Origin of the sequence: Gramella sp. AN32, from assembly GCF_023718305.1 — a bacterium.
GTDB lineage: Bacteria > Bacteroidota > Bacteroidia > Flavobacteriales > Flavobacteriaceae > Christiangramia > Christiangramia antarctica.
Genome location: NZ_QEYO01000009.1, coordinates 34,877 through 53,090, shown reverse-complemented (window position 1 = coordinate 53,090; position 18,214 = coordinate 34,877). Strand labels below are relative to the sequence as shown.

Sequence of the window (18,214 nt, the reverse complement as noted above, 5' to 3'; positions counted from 1 at the left end):
TCCGGCAATAGCCTCATTTCTACAAGCGGCTTTAATCGATTTTAAAATTTGATAATTGAAATATTATGCTGAACAAAGGCATTAAATTCTTAATAGAAAATAAACTCATAGCAGTACTATTACTGGTTCTTTTTGTAGGCTGGGGTACTGTAAATGCTCCCTTTAATTGGGACACAGGCTTCCTGCCTTCAGATCCCGTAGCGGTGGATGCGATCCCAGATATTGGTGAAAACCAGCAAATTGTTTTTACCAAATGGCCCGGGCGCTCGCCGCAGGATATTGAGGATCAGATCACCTACCCGCTCACTACTTCTTTACTGGGAATTCCCGGGGTAAAAACCATCAGGAGTTCTTCCATGTTCGGTTTCTCCAGTATCTATATCATTTTTGAAGAAGATATTGAATTCTATTGGAGCCGAAGCAGGATCCTCGAAAAACTGAATTCCCTTCCTTCAAACTTATTGCCAGATGGCGTAAATCCTGCTTTGGGGCCAGATGCTACCGGCTTGGGCCAGATTTACTGGTACACCTTAGAAGGGCGTGATAAAGATGGAAATGTTACCGGCGGCTGGGATTTACACGAGCTAAGAAGTATCCAGGATTATTATGTGAAGTATGCTCTTTCAGGAGCAAGCGGAGTTTCAGAAGTCGCTTCTATTGGAGGCTATGTTCAGGAATATCAAATCGATGTGAACCCCGAACTAATGCGCCAGTACGATATTGGATTAAAGGAAGTGGTCATGGCGGTAAAAGAGAGCAACCGGGATATCGGTGCACAAACGCTGGAGATCAATAATGCCGAATACCTGGTTCGCGGACTGGGTTATGTAAAATCTGTTGAGGATATCGAAAATGCCGTGGTAACTTCAAAAGATTATACTTCGGTAAGGATCAAGGATATTGCAAAAGTGACTTTAGGCCCGGCACAAAGACGGGGCATCCTGGACAAAGAAGGTGCTGAAGTAGTTGGTGGGGTAGTAGTCGCAAGGTACGGTGCGAACCCACTGGAAGTGATCAATAATGTAAAAGAGCAGATAGATGAGATTAGTGGAGGACTGCCTTCAAAAGAATTAAAAGACGGAACGGTTTCCCAGGTCACCATCGTTCCTTTTTATGATCGTACCGAATTGATAAAAGAGACCCTGGGCACTTTAAATGAGGCCCTGACCCTGGAAATCTTAATCACGATATTGGTAATTATTGTAATGGTTTTCAACTTACGCGCTTCAGTCCTAATTTCCGGCTTGTTGCCGGTTGCGGTGTTGATGGTCTTTATTGCGATGAAGCTGTTTAATGTACCGGCCAATATTGTGGCCTTATCAGGTATTGCCATCGCTATTGGAACCATGGTGGACGTCGGGGTTATTCTATCTGAAAATATCCTGCGGCACCTGGATGAACTCAGTACAGATGAGCATGGAAATAAACTTCCTATAAATGCTGTTGTTTACAATGCGACTTCTGAAGTTTCCGGAGCGATCTTAACAGCTGTCCTTACTACAATTATCAGTTTTATCCCTGTATTTACGATGATTGGGGCTGAGGGGAAACTGTTCTGGCCGTTGGCTTTTACCAAAACTATGGCACTAACGGCTTCGTTAATTGTCGCATTATTCCTTATCCCGCCTTTTGCTGCTACTTTTTTTAAGAAAAGGACTACCAAAGCCAGTGTAGGGTATGGTATTAATGCAATCCTTGTCTTAGCAGGAATTATAGCTATGGTTTTTGGTTATTTTACAGGAATTATTCTGGTGGCTTTTGGGATAACGGGTATCCTGATCCTTCAGAAAAAGATCACGCCAAAAAGGGCAAATCTCATCAATATCATTATTTCGGCCTTTGCGATCGTTTTTCTACTGGCTGAATACTGGAGGCCGCTTGGTTTTGATCGGAGCATATTTATGAACCTTATTTTCGTTGGCCTTATCGCCTTTGGACTGCTGGCTGTTTTTGCACTTTTCAGAAAGTATTACACCCGAATTTTGAGCTGGGCCCTGGCCAACAAGATCCTGTTCTTATTGATGCCTACAGTTATTGTGATTTTTGGATTTTTTATTATGCGTAATACGGGCAAGGAATTTATGCCTTCTTTAAATGAAGGTTCCTTTCTGCTGATGCCTACTTCCATGCCACACGCCGGTGTGGAGGAAAATAAACGCGTGTTGCAACAACTGGATATGGCCGTGGCCAGTATTCCTGAAATTGAAACCGTAGTGGGTAAAGCAGGTAGAACTGAATCTGCCCTGGATCCCGCCCCACTTTCCATGTACGAAAATATCATCCAGTACAAATCTGAATATATGCGCAATGCTGAAGGGGAACGCCAGCGCTATAAGGTAAATGAGGATGGTTTTTTTATGCTGAAAAATGGAAAATTGGCTTTAAACCATAATACAAAACTTGATGAAGATGTGCAATCGGGGGAAAATTATAAAGAATCTCAATTTGTTTCCGATCCAACAAGGCTCAAACGGGAGCAATTGGTGCCTGATGAGGATGGGGAATATTTTCGAAATTGGCGGCCAGGAATAGAATCAGCAGACGATATCTGGAACGAAATTGTAAAAGTCACCAAATTACCCGGGGTTACTTCGGCACCAAAATTACAACCTATAGAAACGCGACTGGTCATGCTCCAAACCGGGATGCGGGCGCCTATGGGAATAAAAGTAAAAGGCGAAAACCTGCAACAAATTGAAGCATTCGGTTTAAAATTGGAAGAAATTCTAAAAGAGGCCGATGGAGTAAAAGATGAAGCTGTTTTTGCCGACAGGATCGTGGGGAAACCTTATTTATTGATCGATATTAAACGTGACCGGCTAGCGAGATATGGGGTGTCTATTGAAGATGTGCAGCAAATCCTGGAAGTAGCCGTAGGCGGAATGCAAATTTCACAGACGGTGGAAGGCCGGGAACGTTATGGGGTTAGGGTGCGTTACCCACGAGAGTTAAGGGCAAACCCGGAGGATATCAATGGTATTTATGTGCCTGTGGAAGGGGGAAGTCCTGTACCACTCAGCGAACTGGTAAACATAAGATATGAACAGGGCCCGCAGGTGATTAAGAGTGAGGATACCTTTTTGATTGGTTATGTATTATTCGATAAGATAGATGGTTATGCCGAGGTAAATGTGGTAGAAAATGCCCAGGCACTTATTCAGGAGAAAATTGATTCCGGAGAATTGGTAGTGCCAGAAGGGGTTAACTATCGTTTTACAGGGACCTATGAGAATCAGCTAAGGGCAGAAAAAACACTCTCTATTGTAGTGCCTTTATCATTAGTTATCATTTTCCTAATCCTTTATTTTCAGTTTAAATCGGTTTCCACCTCCCTAATGGTGTTTACGGGAATTGCGGTAGCTTTTGCCGGCGGATTTTTAATGATCTGGTTCTACGGGCAGGACTGGTTTATGAATTTCAACTTTTTTGGGGAAAACCTCCGGGATTTATTCCAGATGCATCCTATTAATCTGAGTGTGGCGGTATGGGTTGGTTTTATTGCCCTCTTTGGGATCGCTACCGATGATGGAGTAGTGATGGCGACCTACCTGACCCAGACCTTTGATAAAAATGTAACAGAAACCAAAGACCAGATCAGGGCTTCAGTAATAGAAGCGGGCGAAAAGCGTATCCGGCCTTGTTTAATGACTACAGCCACTACCATTCTTGCACTATTACCAATTTTAACATCAACGGGACGTGGTAGCGATATTATGATCCCAATGGCCATCCCCAGTTTCGGCGGAATGCTCATCGCATTGATCACGTTATTCGTGGTGCCGGTATTGTTTAGTTGGAGGAAGGAAGCCAAAATTAGAAGCTAGAAGTTGGAAGTTGGAAGTTGGAAGTTGGAAGTTGGAAGTTGGAAGTTGGAAGTTGGAAGTTGGAAGTTGGAAGTTTTATTAAGGATATAAATTACAAATATTATGATTAAGTCTTTTAAGGATTTGGAGATTTATAAAGAGTCATATGATTTAGCTATGGAAATTTTCTGGTTAACCAGAAAATTTCCGAAAGAAGAGGTTTTTTCACTCACCTCGCAAATAGTTAGGGCAGGCAGATCGGTGCCGGCAAATATTTCTGAAGGGTGGGCTAAAAGAAATTATGAAAGTACTTTCAAACAACATTTGATTCATGCTCTAGGTTCAAATGCTGAAGTCGAAACCTGGTTGAAATTTTCTCTGGATTGTGAATATATCAATGCTGATACTTTTCAAAAATTGAAAGATAAAAATGCAGTTATTGGCCGAAAGATCACCAAACTTCACCAAAATTGGAAAAGTCATGAAAAATAGAAAAAATATACGAAGCTGGAAGTTGATGCAGGAAGCTATTCAAATCAAATTTTTCAAATACCTGGGTTTAGATTCTAATCTACAACCTCTAGCTTTTAGTTTCGAGCGTCAAGCCTCCAGTCTCCAACTTCCAGCTTCCGTGGTGATAGTATTCTTTTCACTTTTCACTTTTCACTCATTAAGCGCGCAGCAACTTCAAAGCTACATCCAAACAGCAGAAGAGAACAATCCGGAAATCCAGGCTTTTAATTTAAGATATGAGATTGCAGAGGAAAAGATCAATGAAGTGAATTCTTATCCTGATACCGAATTTGGCGTAGGATATTTTGTAAGTGAGCCGGAAACCCGAACGGGGGCACAAAAAGAGCGATTATCTATCCGGCAAATGATTCCCTGGTTTGGTTCTATCACGGCAAGGGAGAATTATGCCAGTTCCATGGCAGATGCAGAATACGTGGAAGTTGCTATCGCCAAGAGAAAGCTTACCCTTTCTGTGGCACAGAGCTATTACCAACTATATGCCAATAGTGCCAAACAAAAAGTGTTGCAGGAGAATATAGAATTGCTGGAGACCTTTCATGAACTGGCACTAAATTCCCTGGAAGTGGGAAGTGCTTCTGCGGTGGATGTGTTAAGATTGCAAATGCGGCAAAATGACCTTGCTCAGCAAAAAGTGAGTCTGGAACAGGAATTTAATGCACAGCAAGTGCTTTTCAACAATTTGCTCAACCGGGAACAGAATCTTTCGGTAGAAGTTTATGATTCCCTTTTTATTCCGCAGGAAGAAGCGGTAGAGAGGGAACGTATAGCTGAGGTGCATCCCGAATTATTAAAATTTGATCGGCTTTATGAGTCGGTGGCGGAAGCTGAAAAGCTGAACCAGAAAGAAGCGGCACCAAAACTGGGCTTTGGGCTGGATTATATAAATGTGCAGGAGCGCACCGATATGAGCCTCGCCGATAATGGTAAGGATATCCTTATGCCGATGGTTTCGGTTTTTATCCCAATTTTCAACAATAAATATAAGTCGGTTACCAGACAAAATGAACTTCGGCAAAAAGAATTAGAAGCTCAGAAAAGCCAACGGTTCAACGTGCTCCAAACAAAACTGGAGGAAGCTTTGAGCGGTCGTACTTCAGCAAAAGTAACCGCCTACACTTTTTTAAGGAACCTGGAACAGGCGGATGATGCCGAAGAAATTCTGATTAAAAGTTATGAAACCGGCACGATAGATTTTGATGATGTCCTGGAGGTACAGGAATTACAATTAAAATTTCAAACAGGCCTTATCGAGGCGGTTAAAAATTATTATATGCAATCTGCGGTAATCAATTATTTGAGTAATTAAAAAGCGAAAATTGAAGCTAGAAGCTGGAAAAGTTAGAAACTGAAAGTAAAAAGTGTAGATGAAAATTCAAATTCAATTTTTGACTACCAACTACCAACTACCAACTACTTACAACAGACAAAAGATAAAAGACAACAGATAAGAGATAAAAAAGAACATTATGAAAAAGTATATCATTTACACAGCAATCCTCCTGGGCGGGCTCGCGCTGGGATACCTTTTCTTCGGAACAGGGGCCGGGGAAAATAAAAAAGAAAGAACCGAACTGGCTGAAAGCCACGATCACGAAGGGGAAGATCCTCAAATGTGGACGTGTTCCATGCATCCACAAATTATGCAACCTGAGCCGGGTGATTGCCCAATTTGCGGGATGGAACTTATTCCTGCCGATGCGACGGCATCTGGCTTAAGTGTAGATCAGTTTAAAATGACTGAAAATGCCATGGCCCTCGCTAATATTCAAACGATTCAGGTTGGGGGAAGTGAAAGTAGCGGGAATACGCTGAATTTATCCGGGAAAATCCAGATAAATGAAGAAGACAACTCGGTACAGGTAGCTTATTTTGGGGGGAGAATAGAAAACCTTAATGTTAATTTTACGGGTGAAAGTGTAAATCGAGGACAACTTCTGGCCACTATTTATTCTCCGGAACTGGTAGCGGCGCAACAGGAATTACTTACTGCTTCGAAAATGAAGGAAAGTCAGCCCGCCCTTTATAATGCAGTTCGAAATAAACTGAAATTATGGAAATTATCAGACTCTCAGATAAGTGCTGTTGAAGAAGCCGGGGAGGTGAGGGAGAATTTTCCGGTTTTCGCCACGGTTTCAGGAACGGTTACCGAAAAATTGGTGCAGGAAGGCGATTACGTAAAACAAGGACAACCCATGTTTAAAATCGCCAATTTAAATTCTATTTGGGCGGTTTTTGATGCGTATGAAAATCAGATATCCAGTGTAAAGGAAGGTCAGAAGATTAAAGTCACCACCAATGCCTATCCCGATAAAGAATTTGATGCCACGATCTCCTTTATAGATCCTGTATTAAATACAGCGAGTAGGACAGTTCGGGTTCGGGCTGTACTGGAAAATAAAAATGAGATTCTAAAACCCGGAATGTTCGTTCTGGCTAAACTGGAAGTGAATACAGGACAGGCTCAGGAATCTAATGTAAATATTCCAAAAAGTGCGGTTTTATGGACGGGGGAACGTTCTCTGGTTTATGTAAAAACCAGTCCTGATGAGCCTGTTTTTGAAATGCGGGAAATAAAGTTAGGTGCCGCTATGGGCAATACTTACGAAGTCTTATCTGGACTTGACGGGAATGAGGAAATCGTTACCAATGGGACTTTTACCGTAGATGCCGCAGCGCAATTACAAGGGAAAAAGTCTATGATGAGTCAGGGGAAAATAAAGGAAGATTCCGCGGGTATGAAAATGAAATTGCCAGACACCTTTCAAAAGGATTTCACCACGGTACTCGCTGCCTATTTTGAATTAAAAGATGCCTTTGTAAATACCAATGTAGAGGCTGCAAAAGCTTCCGCTAACGATATGCTTCAGCAGGTGGAAGGCCTTAAAATTTCAAACCTGGGCGCAATGGAAACTCAACATCTCAATAAAATTAAGAGTATGCTCGAGGCCATTTCAGAAAATGACAATATCGAAAACCAGCGGGATCACTTTATAGTGCTTTCAGAAAATATGATCGCTTTTGCTTCTAATATGGAAACACTGGATAAAGCGGTATATATTCAACATTGCCCTATGGCCAATAGCACTAAAGGGGCAGATTGGTTAAGCCTTTCTAAGGAAGTGAAAAATCCCTACTACGGTGAGGCAATGCTTACTTGTGGCGAAACTACCAAGACCTTATAACCAACGAATTAAGATTAAAAATTATGAGAAAATTCACTTTAATTATAGGACTGTTTGTCATTCTGGTAGGCTTTAATGCTTGCGAAGAAAATAAGAAACCTTCAGAAAAAACAGGTGAAAAAATTCAATTTGAGAATAGAGCGTCTATTACTGCAAAAGCTCATAAAGAAGCCGTTGCCAAGGTGATGGGATCTTACAAATATGCTCTGGAAAACCTCACCACAAAAGGGACTTTCGAATTATTTGCCGACAGCGCGAAAGTATATGAATCTGGTGGGATTGAAGGTGCCTATAAAGAATATATAGACCACCACCTGGGCCCGGAACTGGGACATTTTGAAAGCTTTAAATTTTCAGATTATTCGTTGGACGTGGAAGTAGATTTACCCTATGCTTTTACTACCGAAACCTATATCTATACCATTATATTGAATAAAAAGGATGGGGAACCACGGAAAATTCAGAAAAAAGGCGTGGCTACTTCCATTTTAAAGAAACAGGGAGATAACTGGAAAATAATCAAGACCCATTCCTCATCAAGAAACTATAACCCCAAACAATAATTTTAAAAATGAAAAATTTAATTTATATAATCTTTATCGCAGTTTTAAGTATTTCTACTAACGCGCAGCATGACCAACACAACGGCCATGACATGGATAAAAAAGCGGAAACTACCAAGAAAAGCCTAAGCCCTCACACGAGTGCCATGGCCATGATCGGGGATGCACATGTGCATATAGATTATTCATCTCCTTCGGTAAGGGATAGGATGATCTTTGGCGGCCTTGTTGGTTACGACCGTGTTTGGCAATCTGGCGCGCATAAAGTGACCTGGCTGGACACCAGTAAAGACCTTAATTTTAACGGTAAGACTTTGCCCGCAGGGAAATATGCATTTTTCACCGTTCCCGGAAAGGAAACCTGGAAAGTGATATTCAACAGCCATTGGGACCAACACGGTAAAGATGAGTATGACGAAACTAAAAATGTATTAGTACTGGAAACCGAACCTGTAAATCTGGAAAACCTTCAGGAAGAATTAACGTTTGAAGTAAATAAGCTAGGAGCGAATAAAGGGGGAATTTCGCTAGCCTGGGAAAAATTAAAAATTGAGATTCCTTTTAGCGTTAAAGAGTAAATATTTCAGAATAAAATACCAGCCAAATTATGATTGTAGAAGTCTTTGTTAAAAATATGGTTTGTGATAGATGTATTAAAGTAGTTACAAATGAATTAGTAGAAGAAGGGGTAGCTGTCCAGGAGGTAGAATTAGGAAAAGTGGTCTATAAAACCGAAAACAAAGAAGAAGATCAGCTTAAATTGACGAAAGTACTTGAACAGAATAGTTTTGAAGAAATCCAGGGATCAGATCAGATTCTTGTGGAACAGGTAAAACTATGCCTCATAAAACTCCTACAAAAATTACCTATAGAAAAAGAGGGTACGCTCTCCAACTATTTATCAGAAGAAATACACTATAAATATTCCAGCTTAAGCAGGGTTTTCTCCTATACCGAAAATATTACCATAGAAAAATACTTTATTAGACTGAAAATTGAGAAAGTAAAAGAACTTATTCAGTCGAAACAATACAATTTTACCCAAATTAGTCAATTGCTGGATTACAGTAATGTAAACCATTTATCCAGGCAATTTAAAACAGAAACAGGGATGAATCTTTCGGAATATAAAACACTTGAGCAAAATTTTAGAAATTCTTTAGACCGAATTTTGTAGAAGTTTTACAGAAATATAACACTGTAAGGGCTTGTCAACCTGTAATTTAGCATTCAAATCAAAACTAAAAGAAATGAAGAAAATAATTTTAAATTTTGGAATGGCCATGTTGATGATCATTGCGCTTACATCTTGTGTTGATAAAGCCGCGGAACAATCGGTAGAAATAAACACTCCTGAAGAGGTTAAGAATGCAGAAAAGAAAACGGCAGATGTTGCCGATCAGGATTTTATAGATGGGATGACTGGTAAAATTTGGCATAACTATCTGGAAATTAAAATGGCCTTGACCAATGACGACGTTAAGGAGGTGAAAGACATATCTAATAGTATGGCCGACTCCTTTTCAGAAGAGCGTGCAGCTATGAAAACGATTGCCGAAAAAATGGCCGATACAGATGACCTGGAAACACAACGTAAACTATTTGCTGAATTTACGGAATTGGCCGGACCAATGTTTGAAGAGGCGCTTTCCGGCGGTACCATTTATAAAAAATTCTGCCCAATGGCATTCAATAAAAAAGGGGCTTATTGGTATGCTGATGTTTCGGAGATAAAAAATCCATATTTCGGTGAAAAAATGTTGAATTGTGGGTCTGTAAAAAAGACAATTAAAAAATAAATATAAACGAACAACCAAAAAACCAAAAAATAATGAATTCAGAAGAAAACAAGCAGCACAAAATGAGTGGAAACAATTACGGTAATTTCTTTTTAATGCTGGGGTTGTCCTTTGTAGCCATGTATATCACCATGTACCTGAATACGTATGAGTGGGATCATGTTTATTTCAGCTTAACCAGATTTTATATGGTTTGTTTGGGGATTGCGGCAATGGCGGTAATTATGCTTTCACTTATGCTGAAAATGTATAAGAATAGGAAAAAAAATATAGCCATCTACGTGGGCAGCCTTGTTTTGTTTGTGGCCGCATTAGGATTGGTAAGGGCGCAAAGGCCAATTATTGGAGATGTTTTATATATGAAGGCTATGATTCCCCATCACTCCATCGCAATTCTAACCAGTAAACGGGCAGATCTACAGGATCCAGAGACAAAGAAATTGGCCGAAGAGATCATTGAAGCCCAGAAAAGGGAGATTGCACAAATGAGAAAAATTATTTATCGTCTGGAGAACGAAGAATAGTATTAAAGGAACGAGACCCACAGGTTTCCTGTCACGGGCAGGTAAAAATCTGTGGGCTCTTTTATAAATTACCATCGTAGAAATTTTAAATAGTATCGATCATTTAAGGTTTGTTTAAGCCTTGTGAAGCCTAAATGCGTAGGCATTAATATTTAAGAATGAAAAAATATATTTTTTTAGTATTAACTATGTGTTCCATGATGATTTCTTATGGTCAACGGCACATGGAAAAATCTGTAGAAGGAAACATCAATAATTTACCAGTTCACGAATATAACCTAACCATAGACCAGGAAAAGGTGATCAAGGCGGAAGGTAAAGAAGTCATGGGAATGACCATTAATGGAGGTATTCCCGGCCCTACCCTGGAATTTACCGAAGGCGAATATGCTGTGATCTATGTGGAAAATAAAATGGATGTGGAAACTTCCATCCACTGGCATGGGATGATTTTGCCCAATTTTTTTGATGGGGTGCCCTATCTAACCACCCCGCCCATAAAACCGGGTGAAACCTTTAAATATGAATTTGAGATAAAACAACATGGTACCTATTGGTACCATTCCCATACGATGCTCCAGGAACAAAGTGGGGTATATGGTTCTTTGCTGATTCATCCAAAAGAGAAGGTTTTGGAATATGACCAAGACCTGGTGTTGGTACTTTCAGATTGGACCAATGAAAAACCTAAAGATGTACTGAGATTTCTGAAGAGGGGGACTGAGTGGTACAATATTAAAAAGGGAACGGCTACCCCGCTTAATCAGGTAATTAAACGTGGAGCCTTTGGTGCACAAGTCGATTTTTGGAGACAACGAATGGAAGGAGCTGATATTGCAGATATATACTATCCCGCTTTTTTAATTAATGGTGAAGAAAAGCTTGAATATCCTGAATTTCAACCCGGTGAAAAAGTAAGGTTACGAATTATAGACGGGGCGGCATCCACCTCTTTCTGGATGACTTTTGGAGGGGATATGCCCACCTTGGTTTCAGCAGATGGTGTAGATGTGGTGCCGATAAAAAGGAATAAAACCTTTATCGCCGTAGCAGAAACCTATGATTTTATAGTTACCATTCCTGAAGACGGAAAAATGGAGTTTAAAATTATGGCCCAGGATGGTTCCGGTACAGCCTCGGCTTTTCTTGGTAGTGGAAGAGTTCTTCCAGCGCCCGACGTAGCCAGACCAGATAAAATTGCCATGATGCAGAAAATGGCTAAGATGAAAATGAAGATGGGCGCTCCTGCACTAAAATTTAATCCAAAAAATGTTGATCCCTATGAAATGAAAGAAAAATGGGGAATGCAAATGGATGAGATGAACCCACCTGCCGAAGGGGTAGGTATGGAAGGGATGGATCATGGTGGTATGAACATGAAAAAAGAGGAGAATATGCCGGGAATGGATCACTCAAAGATGGATATGAAGCAGGACTCTGTAATGACGAAGATGGATCACTCAAAGATGGATCATAATCAAATGGGGATGAAAAAGGATACTATGAAAATGGCCGACTCTAAAAAAGGAAACATGCAGATGGATAAGATGAAAGGCATGAATCAAGATGAAATGCATGGCATGGACCTGTCTGCCGGCGAGGCAGGTATGTTTTCACAGTATAATTATGACTACTTAAGATCTCCTGAAAAAACGAATTACGATAAAGACATTCCGGTAACAGATATTTTATTGAACTTAACCGGTAATATGTCCCGCTATGTCTGGAGTTTGAACGGAGTACCACTTTCAGAGTCAGATAAAATTAAGATAAAAGGCGATGAGGTTACTCGTATCACTTTTAATAATCTAACCATGATGCACCACCCCATGCACCTGCATGGCCACTTTTTTAGGGTAATTAATGAAAACGGAGAATATTCCCCTTTAAAACACACAGTGAATGTACCTCCTATGCAGGAGGTTACCATAGAGTTTTATGGCAACGAATATGGTGACTGGTTTTTCCATTGTCACATTTTATACCATATGGACGCAGGAATGGCAAGGATAGTAAGTTATGATACGAAGAGGGATGAGCGTATGAAGCGTTATCCTGTAAGCAAACTGGTAAAAGAAACCAATAAATTCTACACCTGGGGAATGCTGGATGCCGCTTCCCATATGACCGAGCTTAATGTTGTTAGTTCTAATATAAGGAATCAATTTACTGCCTTGGCAGAGTATGGATGGAACCAAAATATCGAAGCTGAATTTTCTTATGAATACTACCTTAACGATTGGGTACGGCTGTTTGGAGGGGTAAATGTAGAAAATGAAATGGAGGATAGTATGGAAGAACTTAGTACTACGGCCATTGGAGGGATTAGGTATTTTACCCCATACATGTTTGCTCTAGATGTAAGGCTGGATAGTAAATTGAGGCCTCAGGTTAGCCTGGCAAGAGAGATTATGATCTTTCCTAAGCTTGCGATATTCGGGACATACGAATTTCAGGCTGACTTTGGCTGGGTAGATGAATTACCTGAGGGGGAGGATTTTGTAAAAGAAGAAACCTGGAGTGCCGGGCTGGAATATTTTCTAGGTAAGAACTTTTCATTAATGGGAAGTTATGATAATCGTTTTGGAGCGGGAGGAGGATTGTCCCTAAGATTTTAAACAATGGAGAAGTATAAAAAGAACAGTCTTAGCTTAATTGGCGCAATTTCCATGGGAACCAATGTAATGATCGGTGCGGGTATATTTGCCTTATTGGGTCAGGTAGCTGAACTTTCAGGAAAATACTTCCCTCTGGCTTTTGTGGTTGGAGGGATAATCTCTGGCTTTAGTGCTTATTCTTATATAAAAATGTCCAATGCCTTCCCTTCAGCAGGAGGTATAGCGATGTATCTTGAAAAAGCTTATGGCAAGGGCATCATAACGGCTTTCGCAGCATTATTAATGACATTTTCCATGGTTATCAACGAAAGTCTTGTTGCACGTACTTTTGGAACTTATACCTTGCAACTGTTCGATGCCGGTGACAATAAGTTGTTGGTTCCTGCCCTGGGAGTAGGCCTCCTTATCGTTGCTTTTTTAATTAATATCCTGGGGAATAAGGTGATTGGAAAATCCTCCTTCATCATGGCGGTTCTTAAGACTGGAGGATTGTTGATTTTTGCCGGCGGTGCAATTTATGCTTCGGGTTTTGTAGCAACAGATTTAGTTCCAGCGGGGCCACCACAAAATGGGGTGATGGAATATATGGGTGCTCTAGCCTTATCTATTTTGGCATATAAGGGTTTTACTACTATCACAAACAGTGGTGGCGAAATAGTAAACCCTCATAAGAATGTGAGCAGAACGATTATTATTTCCTTGTCAATTTGCGCAGTGGTGTATCTACTAGTCTCATGGGGTGTCACCTCCAACCTTTCTATTGCGGAAATCGTAGAAGCTAAAAACTATTCCCTTGCCCAGGCCTCAAAACCATTATTTGGAAAATTTGGCTTGTGGTTTACGGTAGCAATTGCCATAATTGCAACCGTATCTGGCGTGATAGCCAGTATTTTTGCCGTTTCCAGGATGACTACGATGTTAACAGATATGAAGTTGATCCCCCATAGCCACTTCGGAATGAAGGGAAGCGTACAAAAGCATATGTTAGTGTATGTTGTGGTGATCGCCATCACCCTGACCATCTTTTTTGACTTAACCAGAATTGCCTCCCTTGGCGCGATCTATTATTTAGTTATGGATATTATTGTTCATTGGGGTGTTTTAAAAAATTTGAAGAACAAGATCGATTTTAAGCCGGGTATTGTTATCAGTGCCCTTGTCTTGGATGTAGTTGTTCTTTTTGCTTTTGTATGGATAAAAATTGAAAAAGATCCATTATTAATAGGAATAGCAGTTGCTTCTATTTTAGTTATTTTCTTTAGTGAAAACTGGTTTCTCAAGCATCAGTCTTCTGAAACAGAGATGGCGAATTAGTAAAAGAGAAGTATATCAAACCTAATAGATAAACTTAAAATAATAAATTATGAAAAATTTTAAATTTTTATTTGTCAGTCTCTTCTTTGTGATATTCTTGAGTAGTTGCACCGCAACATTTAATGCTCCTGAAATCCTTGAAAATGACGAAAACCGTAACGAACTTTATAGATCTATTGTTTCAGATCAGAATAAATTTTCAGAGCTTTTAGATGTCGCTGCAAGTAATGAAGCAGCCAAAAAGACCTTGATACAAAACCATATGCAAATGATGGATTCCGGAAACATGAAAGTCATGATGGAAAAGAATCCTGAAATGAAAGAGAAAATGATGTCGCATATGGAGAAAATGATGAATGACCCGGAAATGAAAGAAAAAATGCAAAAGATGATGCAGGACAATCCCGAAATGAAAAAGGGAATGATGCATGAATTGGAGCACAAGATGGAAACGGACCAGGAATTTCGCAATAAAATGATGGATGGTATGATGAAGAAAATGAAGGAAGATCCTGAATTGATGAAGAAGATGATGGATAAAATGCATGACGACCCGGAGATGATGGAGAAGATGAAGCAACATATGGAAAAATCAAAAAAAGAAAACAAGGAACATAAAGATCATAATCCACTACCATAATTTTTAAAAATTATGATGATGGTTGGTCTTGATTGGAGCTACGATGATGGCAGCGATCATTTTACCTGTTGGGGGATGGATGAAAAAAGATAAAAACCTTGGCAATGGCCCTATGCAAATACTTGAAAAAAATATATGCAAGGCTGAGATATCCAAGGACGAATTTGAAAAATAGAAAATCTCGATTTAAAATAAATAAACCATGAAGTATTATTTTAATAAAACAATTCAAGGCGAATTTGAACAGGTTATTGATAAAGTAACCAAAGAACTGGAAAAAGAAGGTTTTGGGGTTTTGACTGAAATCAATGTGACCGAAACTTTAAAAAAGAAACTGGATGTCGATTTTAGAAATTATCGCATACTCGGGGCCTGTAATGCACCTTATGCCCATAAGGCCTTAAAGGCAGAAGACAAGATAGGCACCATGCTGCCCTGTAATGTTATAGTTCAGGAAAAGAATCCAGGGGAGATTGAAGTCGCAGCCGTGAATCCTATAGCATCTATGCAGGCCGTTGAAAATGATGCTTTAAATGAGGTCGCAAAGGAAATACAGGGGAAACTGGAAAAAGTAATTTCAAGTTTATAATTATATTATTCACTAAAAACCATAAACCAATGAAAAATTTAAAAATTTTAATAATGCTCTTGTTTGTTAGCGCATTAAACTTTTCTGTAATTTCTTGCAGGGAGACTACAGAAACGGAACACGACGATATGGATGATATGGAAATGGAACATGATGGAATGAAAGATGACGATATGCAAATGGATCATGAGGAAGGTATGGATCACGAAGATGATCATAGTCACACCGACTAAGGTATCAATGGAAGTTATAAGGGAAAAAGGAGGAGTTTGTTTTAATGTAGTTAGTTGATTATTTTAGTTATCCTCCATTTTCCTTTTTGCCATAAAGACCCTTTTTAAAACCGTTTCATAGAGAGTTATTTTATTCAATTGAGAAGATTCAAAAATCAGAATTATGAAATGAGCATAACGGGAATACAAATACAAACACCAATAAAGATATGCGAATTGCATATGACCATTAAAAAACAATAAATATCTACATATGAAAAGAACGGTTTTTTTATTCATTTTTAGCATACTGTCCTTGGTTGTGCAATCGCAGGAAAATCATGAAAACCATGAACATTCTTCAGAAAATCAGGGACAAATATTAGACCCAGATACCATCACCACGCATACAGAATTGCATGCTGCGGAAAATGATGGGCAAACTAAAATTCAAAAGGAAAATAAAAATAGTGAGAAAAATAGCGTAAAAGCGAATCTGGATGATTTTCCAAATTTACATCCTTTGGTAGTGCATTTTCCTATCGTATTGCTTTTAATAGGAGCTATACTTCAATTAATTCAATTATTTCTACTAAAAAGAAACATGGATTGGGTAATCTTTTTAATGGTAGGATTCGGGTTTATTGGGGCTTACATAGCCGGGCAATATGCGCATCCCCATACCCATGAACTTACGGCAATGGCCAAGAAAGTTCTGGAACAACACGATAAATATGCAGATTGGACAATATGGTCCAGTGCCGCTGCTGCTACCTTAAAATTAGTGAGTTTATTTTTATTAAAAAAGAACCGGATCTTCGAAGTTGTTGTTTTTCTCGTATTGGCATTTGCTGCGTATTCGGTTTCAGAAGCAGGGCACTATGGCGCACAATTGGTGTATATAGAAGGAGTAGGCCCTCAGGGTGAATACTTGGAACCTGAAGAAGAGGGGCATAGTCATTAGATTAGTTTTCTAATTTATTTAAGAAGATTGGATTATTCTAATTTTGTATTCAAATGAAATCTAGGTTTCACCAAATACATTTAAGTAGTTATAAATGATCGTAAAAAGAAAAACCGCGTTGAATATTAGAAAAACGCATCGCTATTTGGGATTGTTTATTGGGATACAATTTATAATGTGGACGCTAAGCGGACTTTATTTTAGCTGGACCGATTTGGATGAAATCCATGGGGATCAGTTTAAAAAACAAGAACCGATGCATTCGGCGTTTTCGGATCTTAAAAGTCCGACGATGTTGGATCCAGCTCTTGAAGTAACCACGGTAAAACTTCAGGAAATATCGGGAAAACCTTTTTATTATATTAATGAGGATTTCCTGATGGATGCCTGTTCTGGAGAAAAGATCAGAGAAATAAGCGAGCAGCAGGCACTGGATATTGCGTCAAGATATATGCTAGAAGGTTTGGAAGTTTCAGGCATTAAAAGAATTACTAAAACTGGCAAGCACCACGAATACCGGGAAAATTTATTGCCTGCCTATGTAATTTCTTATAATACAAATGAAAACCTGAAGGCATATGTAGGGGCATTAACCGGGAATTTTAAAAGCGTGCGCCATAGGGACTGGCGCTGGTTCGATTTTTTATGGATGACCCATACCATGGATTATGAAGGAAGAGATGATTTTAACAATACCTTATTGCGCGCCTTCTCCTTGTTGGGATTAATAACCGTTTTAAGTGGCTTCTTATTATGGTATATTTCTTCCCCTAGTGTTAGAAAAGTTTTACAAAAGCTGAAAGGCAAGGCTTAGCCCTAATTTATAAATAATTTCAAGTACAATTAAATTTTAAAAAATGAACAGGATAATTAAAAATGTAGCTATTCTAGCATTAATACCTCTTGGGTTTAGCTCGTGCAAGGATAGTAAAGTAGAGGATGAAGATGCAAAAGTAGAAATGCAAATGCGGGGTGAAGAAGCAAATGACACCAATAATGATATCGCTCAAAGGGGCGCGGAAAACGAGGTAACGTTTAATGAAGAGAAAACTGCTGAAATCTTTAAATATTATAAAGAAGTAAAAGATGCACTTGTGGCGGCTGAGACGGAAACTGCTGCAAAACATGCCCAAAAACTTTCAGAAAAGAGTCAGGGGGAGGTTTTGGCAGCCGCAAATAAAATAGCTTCTGCCAGCGACATTAACGTACAGCGTGAGGCTTTTTCAGAATTAACCAGCGCGATGGAACCGATATTGGATGGGGCATTGACTTCCGGCGAAATTTACAAGCAATATTGTCCCATGGCTTTTGAAGGAAAAGGGGATTATTGGTATTCGAATTCCAAAGAAATTAGAAACCCATATTTTGGGGATAAAATGCTTAAATGCGGTAGGGTAGAAGAAACCCTCAATTAAATTATTTTAACCCTGCAAGGTTTTCAAAACCTTGCAGGGTTAATTTCATAAATTATT

General features: G+C 39.4%; 17 protein-coding genes. All 17 read left to right on the top strand.

Going from position 1 to position 18,214, the window contains the following annotated elements; genetic code table 11:
• Positions 1-65: 65 nt before the first annotated feature.
• On the top strand, positions 66-3,824 hold the full coding sequence (locus tag DHD80_RS11495; RefSeq protein ID WP_251741325.1) for an efflux RND transporter permease subunit: 3,759 nt from the start codon (positions 66-68) through the stop codon (positions 3,822-3,824).
• Positions 3,825-3,926: 102 nt separating this feature from the next.
• Positions 3,927-4,295, top strand: a complete 369-nt coding sequence (locus DHD80_RS11490; RefSeq protein WP_251741324.1) for a four helix bundle protein — start codon at positions 3,927-3,929, stop codon at positions 4,293-4,295.
• On the top strand, positions 4,285-5,643 hold the full coding sequence (locus DHD80_RS11485) for a TolC family protein (RefSeq protein ID WP_251741323.1): 1,359 nt from the start codon (positions 4,285-4,287) through the stop codon (positions 5,641-5,643). The genes DHD80_RS11490 and DHD80_RS11485 overlap by 11 nt, the downstream gene beginning before the upstream one ends.
• A 160-nt stretch (positions 5,644-5,803) precedes the next feature.
• On the top strand, positions 5,804-7,519 hold the full coding sequence (locus DHD80_RS11480) for an efflux RND transporter periplasmic adaptor subunit (RefSeq protein WP_251741322.1): 1,716 nt from the start codon (positions 5,804-5,806) through the stop codon (positions 7,517-7,519).
• A gap of 23 nt (positions 7,520-7,542) precedes the next feature.
• Complete coding sequence (locus tag DHD80_RS11475; protein WP_251741321.1) at positions 7,543-8,082, top strand: nuclear transport factor 2 family protein; 540 nt, start codon at positions 7,543-7,545, stop codon at positions 8,080-8,082.
• Positions 8,083-8,090: 8 nt separating this feature from the next.
• Positions 8,091-8,660: a DUF2911 domain-containing protein gene (locus DHD80_RS11470; protein ID WP_251741320.1), complete on the top strand. Its 570-nt coding sequence runs from the start codon at positions 8,091-8,093 to the stop codon at positions 8,658-8,660.
• 29 nt (positions 8,661-8,689) lie between these two features.
• Positions 8,690-9,259, top strand: a complete 570-nt coding sequence (locus DHD80_RS11465) for an AraC family transcriptional regulator (RefSeq protein ID WP_251741319.1) — start codon at positions 8,690-8,692, stop codon at positions 9,257-9,259.
• A 73-nt stretch (positions 9,260-9,332) separates the two neighbouring features.
• Positions 9,333-9,881 (top strand): DUF3347 domain-containing protein, encoded by a 549-nt coding sequence (locus tag DHD80_RS11460; RefSeq protein ID WP_251741318.1) that lies wholly within the window; start codon positions 9,333-9,335, stop codon positions 9,879-9,881.
• A gap of 32 nt (positions 9,882-9,913) precedes the next feature.
• Positions 9,914-10,405 (top strand): DUF305 domain-containing protein, encoded by a 492-nt coding sequence (locus DHD80_RS11455; RefSeq protein WP_251741317.1) that lies wholly within the window; start codon positions 9,914-9,916, stop codon positions 10,403-10,405.
• A gap of 158 nt (positions 10,406-10,563) precedes the next feature.
• Positions 10,564-13,023, top strand: coding sequence for a multicopper oxidase domain-containing protein (locus DHD80_RS11450; RefSeq protein ID WP_251741316.1), 2,460 nt, complete (start codon positions 10,564-10,566; stop codon positions 13,021-13,023).
• 3 nt (positions 13,024-13,026) lie between these two features.
• Entirely contained in the window at positions 13,027-14,337 is a 1,311-nt protein-coding gene (locus DHD80_RS11445) for an APC family permease (RefSeq protein WP_251741315.1), read from the top strand.
• Between the two features lie 49 nt (positions 14,338-14,386).
• Positions 14,387-14,977, top strand: a complete 591-nt coding sequence (locus DHD80_RS11440; RefSeq protein WP_251741314.1) for a hypothetical protein — start codon at positions 14,387-14,389, stop codon at positions 14,975-14,977.
• A 202-nt stretch (positions 14,978-15,179) separates the two neighbouring features.
• On the top strand, positions 15,180-15,566 hold the full coding sequence (locus DHD80_RS11435; RefSeq protein ID WP_251741313.1) for a DUF302 domain-containing protein: 387 nt from the start codon (positions 15,180-15,182) through the stop codon (positions 15,564-15,566).
• A 53-nt stretch (positions 15,567-15,619) separates the two neighbouring features.
• Positions 15,620-15,799 (top strand): hypothetical protein, encoded by a 180-nt coding sequence (locus DHD80_RS11430; protein WP_251741312.1) that lies wholly within the window; start codon positions 15,620-15,622, stop codon positions 15,797-15,799.
• Positions 15,800-16,052: 253 nt separating this feature from the next.
• Entirely contained in the window at positions 16,053-16,742 is a 690-nt protein-coding gene (locus DHD80_RS11425; protein WP_251741311.1) for a DUF2231 domain-containing protein, read from the top strand.
• A 97-nt stretch (positions 16,743-16,839) separates the two neighbouring features.
• Positions 16,840-17,556 carry a PepSY domain-containing protein gene (locus DHD80_RS11420; RefSeq protein ID WP_251741413.1) on the top strand — a complete coding sequence of 239 codons (717 nt, stop codon included), beginning with the start codon at positions 16,840-16,842 and terminating at the stop codon, positions 17,554-17,556.
• A 43-nt stretch (positions 17,557-17,599) separates the two neighbouring features.
• A complete protein-coding gene (locus tag DHD80_RS11415) occupies positions 17,600-18,157 on the top strand; it encodes a DUF3347 domain-containing protein (protein WP_251741310.1) in 558 nt (185 codons plus the stop codon).
• The last annotated feature ends 57 nt before the right edge of the window (positions 18,158-18,214 follow it).

Bases quoted from the DNA above. Each gene is read 5' to 3' on its own strand.
- DHD80_RS11495 (WP_251741325.1), top strand. From the start codon at position 66: ATGCTGAACAAAGGCATTAAATTCTTAATAGAAAATAAACTCATAGCA.
- DHD80_RS11490 (WP_251741324.1), top strand. From the start codon at position 3,927: ATGATTAAGTCTTTTAAGGATTTGGAGATTTATAAAGAGTCATATGAT.
- DHD80_RS11485 (WP_251741323.1), top strand. From the start codon at position 4,285: ATGAAAAATAGAAAAAATATACGAAGCTGGAAGTTGATGCAGGAAGCT.
- DHD80_RS11480 (WP_251741322.1), top strand. From the start codon at position 5,804: ATGAAAAAGTATATCATTTACACAGCAATCCTCCTGGGCGGGCTCGCG.
- DHD80_RS11475 (WP_251741321.1), top strand. From the start codon at position 7,543: ATGAGAAAATTCACTTTAATTATAGGACTGTTTGTCATTCTGGTAGGC.
- DHD80_RS11470 (WP_251741320.1), top strand. From the start codon at position 8,091: ATGAAAAATTTAATTTATATAATCTTTATCGCAGTTTTAAGTATTTCT.
- DHD80_RS11465 (WP_251741319.1), top strand. From the start codon at position 8,690: ATGATTGTAGAAGTCTTTGTTAAAAATATGGTTTGTGATAGATGTATT.
- DHD80_RS11460 (WP_251741318.1), top strand. From the start codon at position 9,333: ATGAAGAAAATAATTTTAAATTTTGGAATGGCCATGTTGATGATCATT.
- DHD80_RS11455 (WP_251741317.1), top strand. From the start codon at position 9,914: ATGAATTCAGAAGAAAACAAGCAGCACAAAATGAGTGGAAACAATTAC.
- DHD80_RS11450 (WP_251741316.1), top strand. From the start codon at position 10,564: ATGAAAAAATATATTTTTTTAGTATTAACTATGTGTTCCATGATGATT.
- DHD80_RS11445 (WP_251741315.1), top strand. From the start codon at position 13,027: ATGGAGAAGTATAAAAAGAACAGTCTTAGCTTAATTGGCGCAATTTCC.
- DHD80_RS11440 (WP_251741314.1), top strand. From the start codon at position 14,387: ATGAAAAATTTTAAATTTTTATTTGTCAGTCTCTTCTTTGTGATATTC.
- DHD80_RS11435 (WP_251741313.1), top strand. From the start codon at position 15,180: ATGAAGTATTATTTTAATAAAACAATTCAAGGCGAATTTGAACAGGTT.
- DHD80_RS11430 (WP_251741312.1), top strand. From the start codon at position 15,620: ATGCTCTTGTTTGTTAGCGCATTAAACTTTTCTGTAATTTCTTGCAGG.
- DHD80_RS11425 (WP_251741311.1), top strand. From the start codon at position 16,053: ATGAAAAGAACGGTTTTTTTATTCATTTTTAGCATACTGTCCTTGGTT.
- DHD80_RS11415 (WP_251741310.1), top strand. From the start codon at position 17,600: ATGAACAGGATAATTAAAAATGTAGCTATTCTAGCATTAATACCTCTT.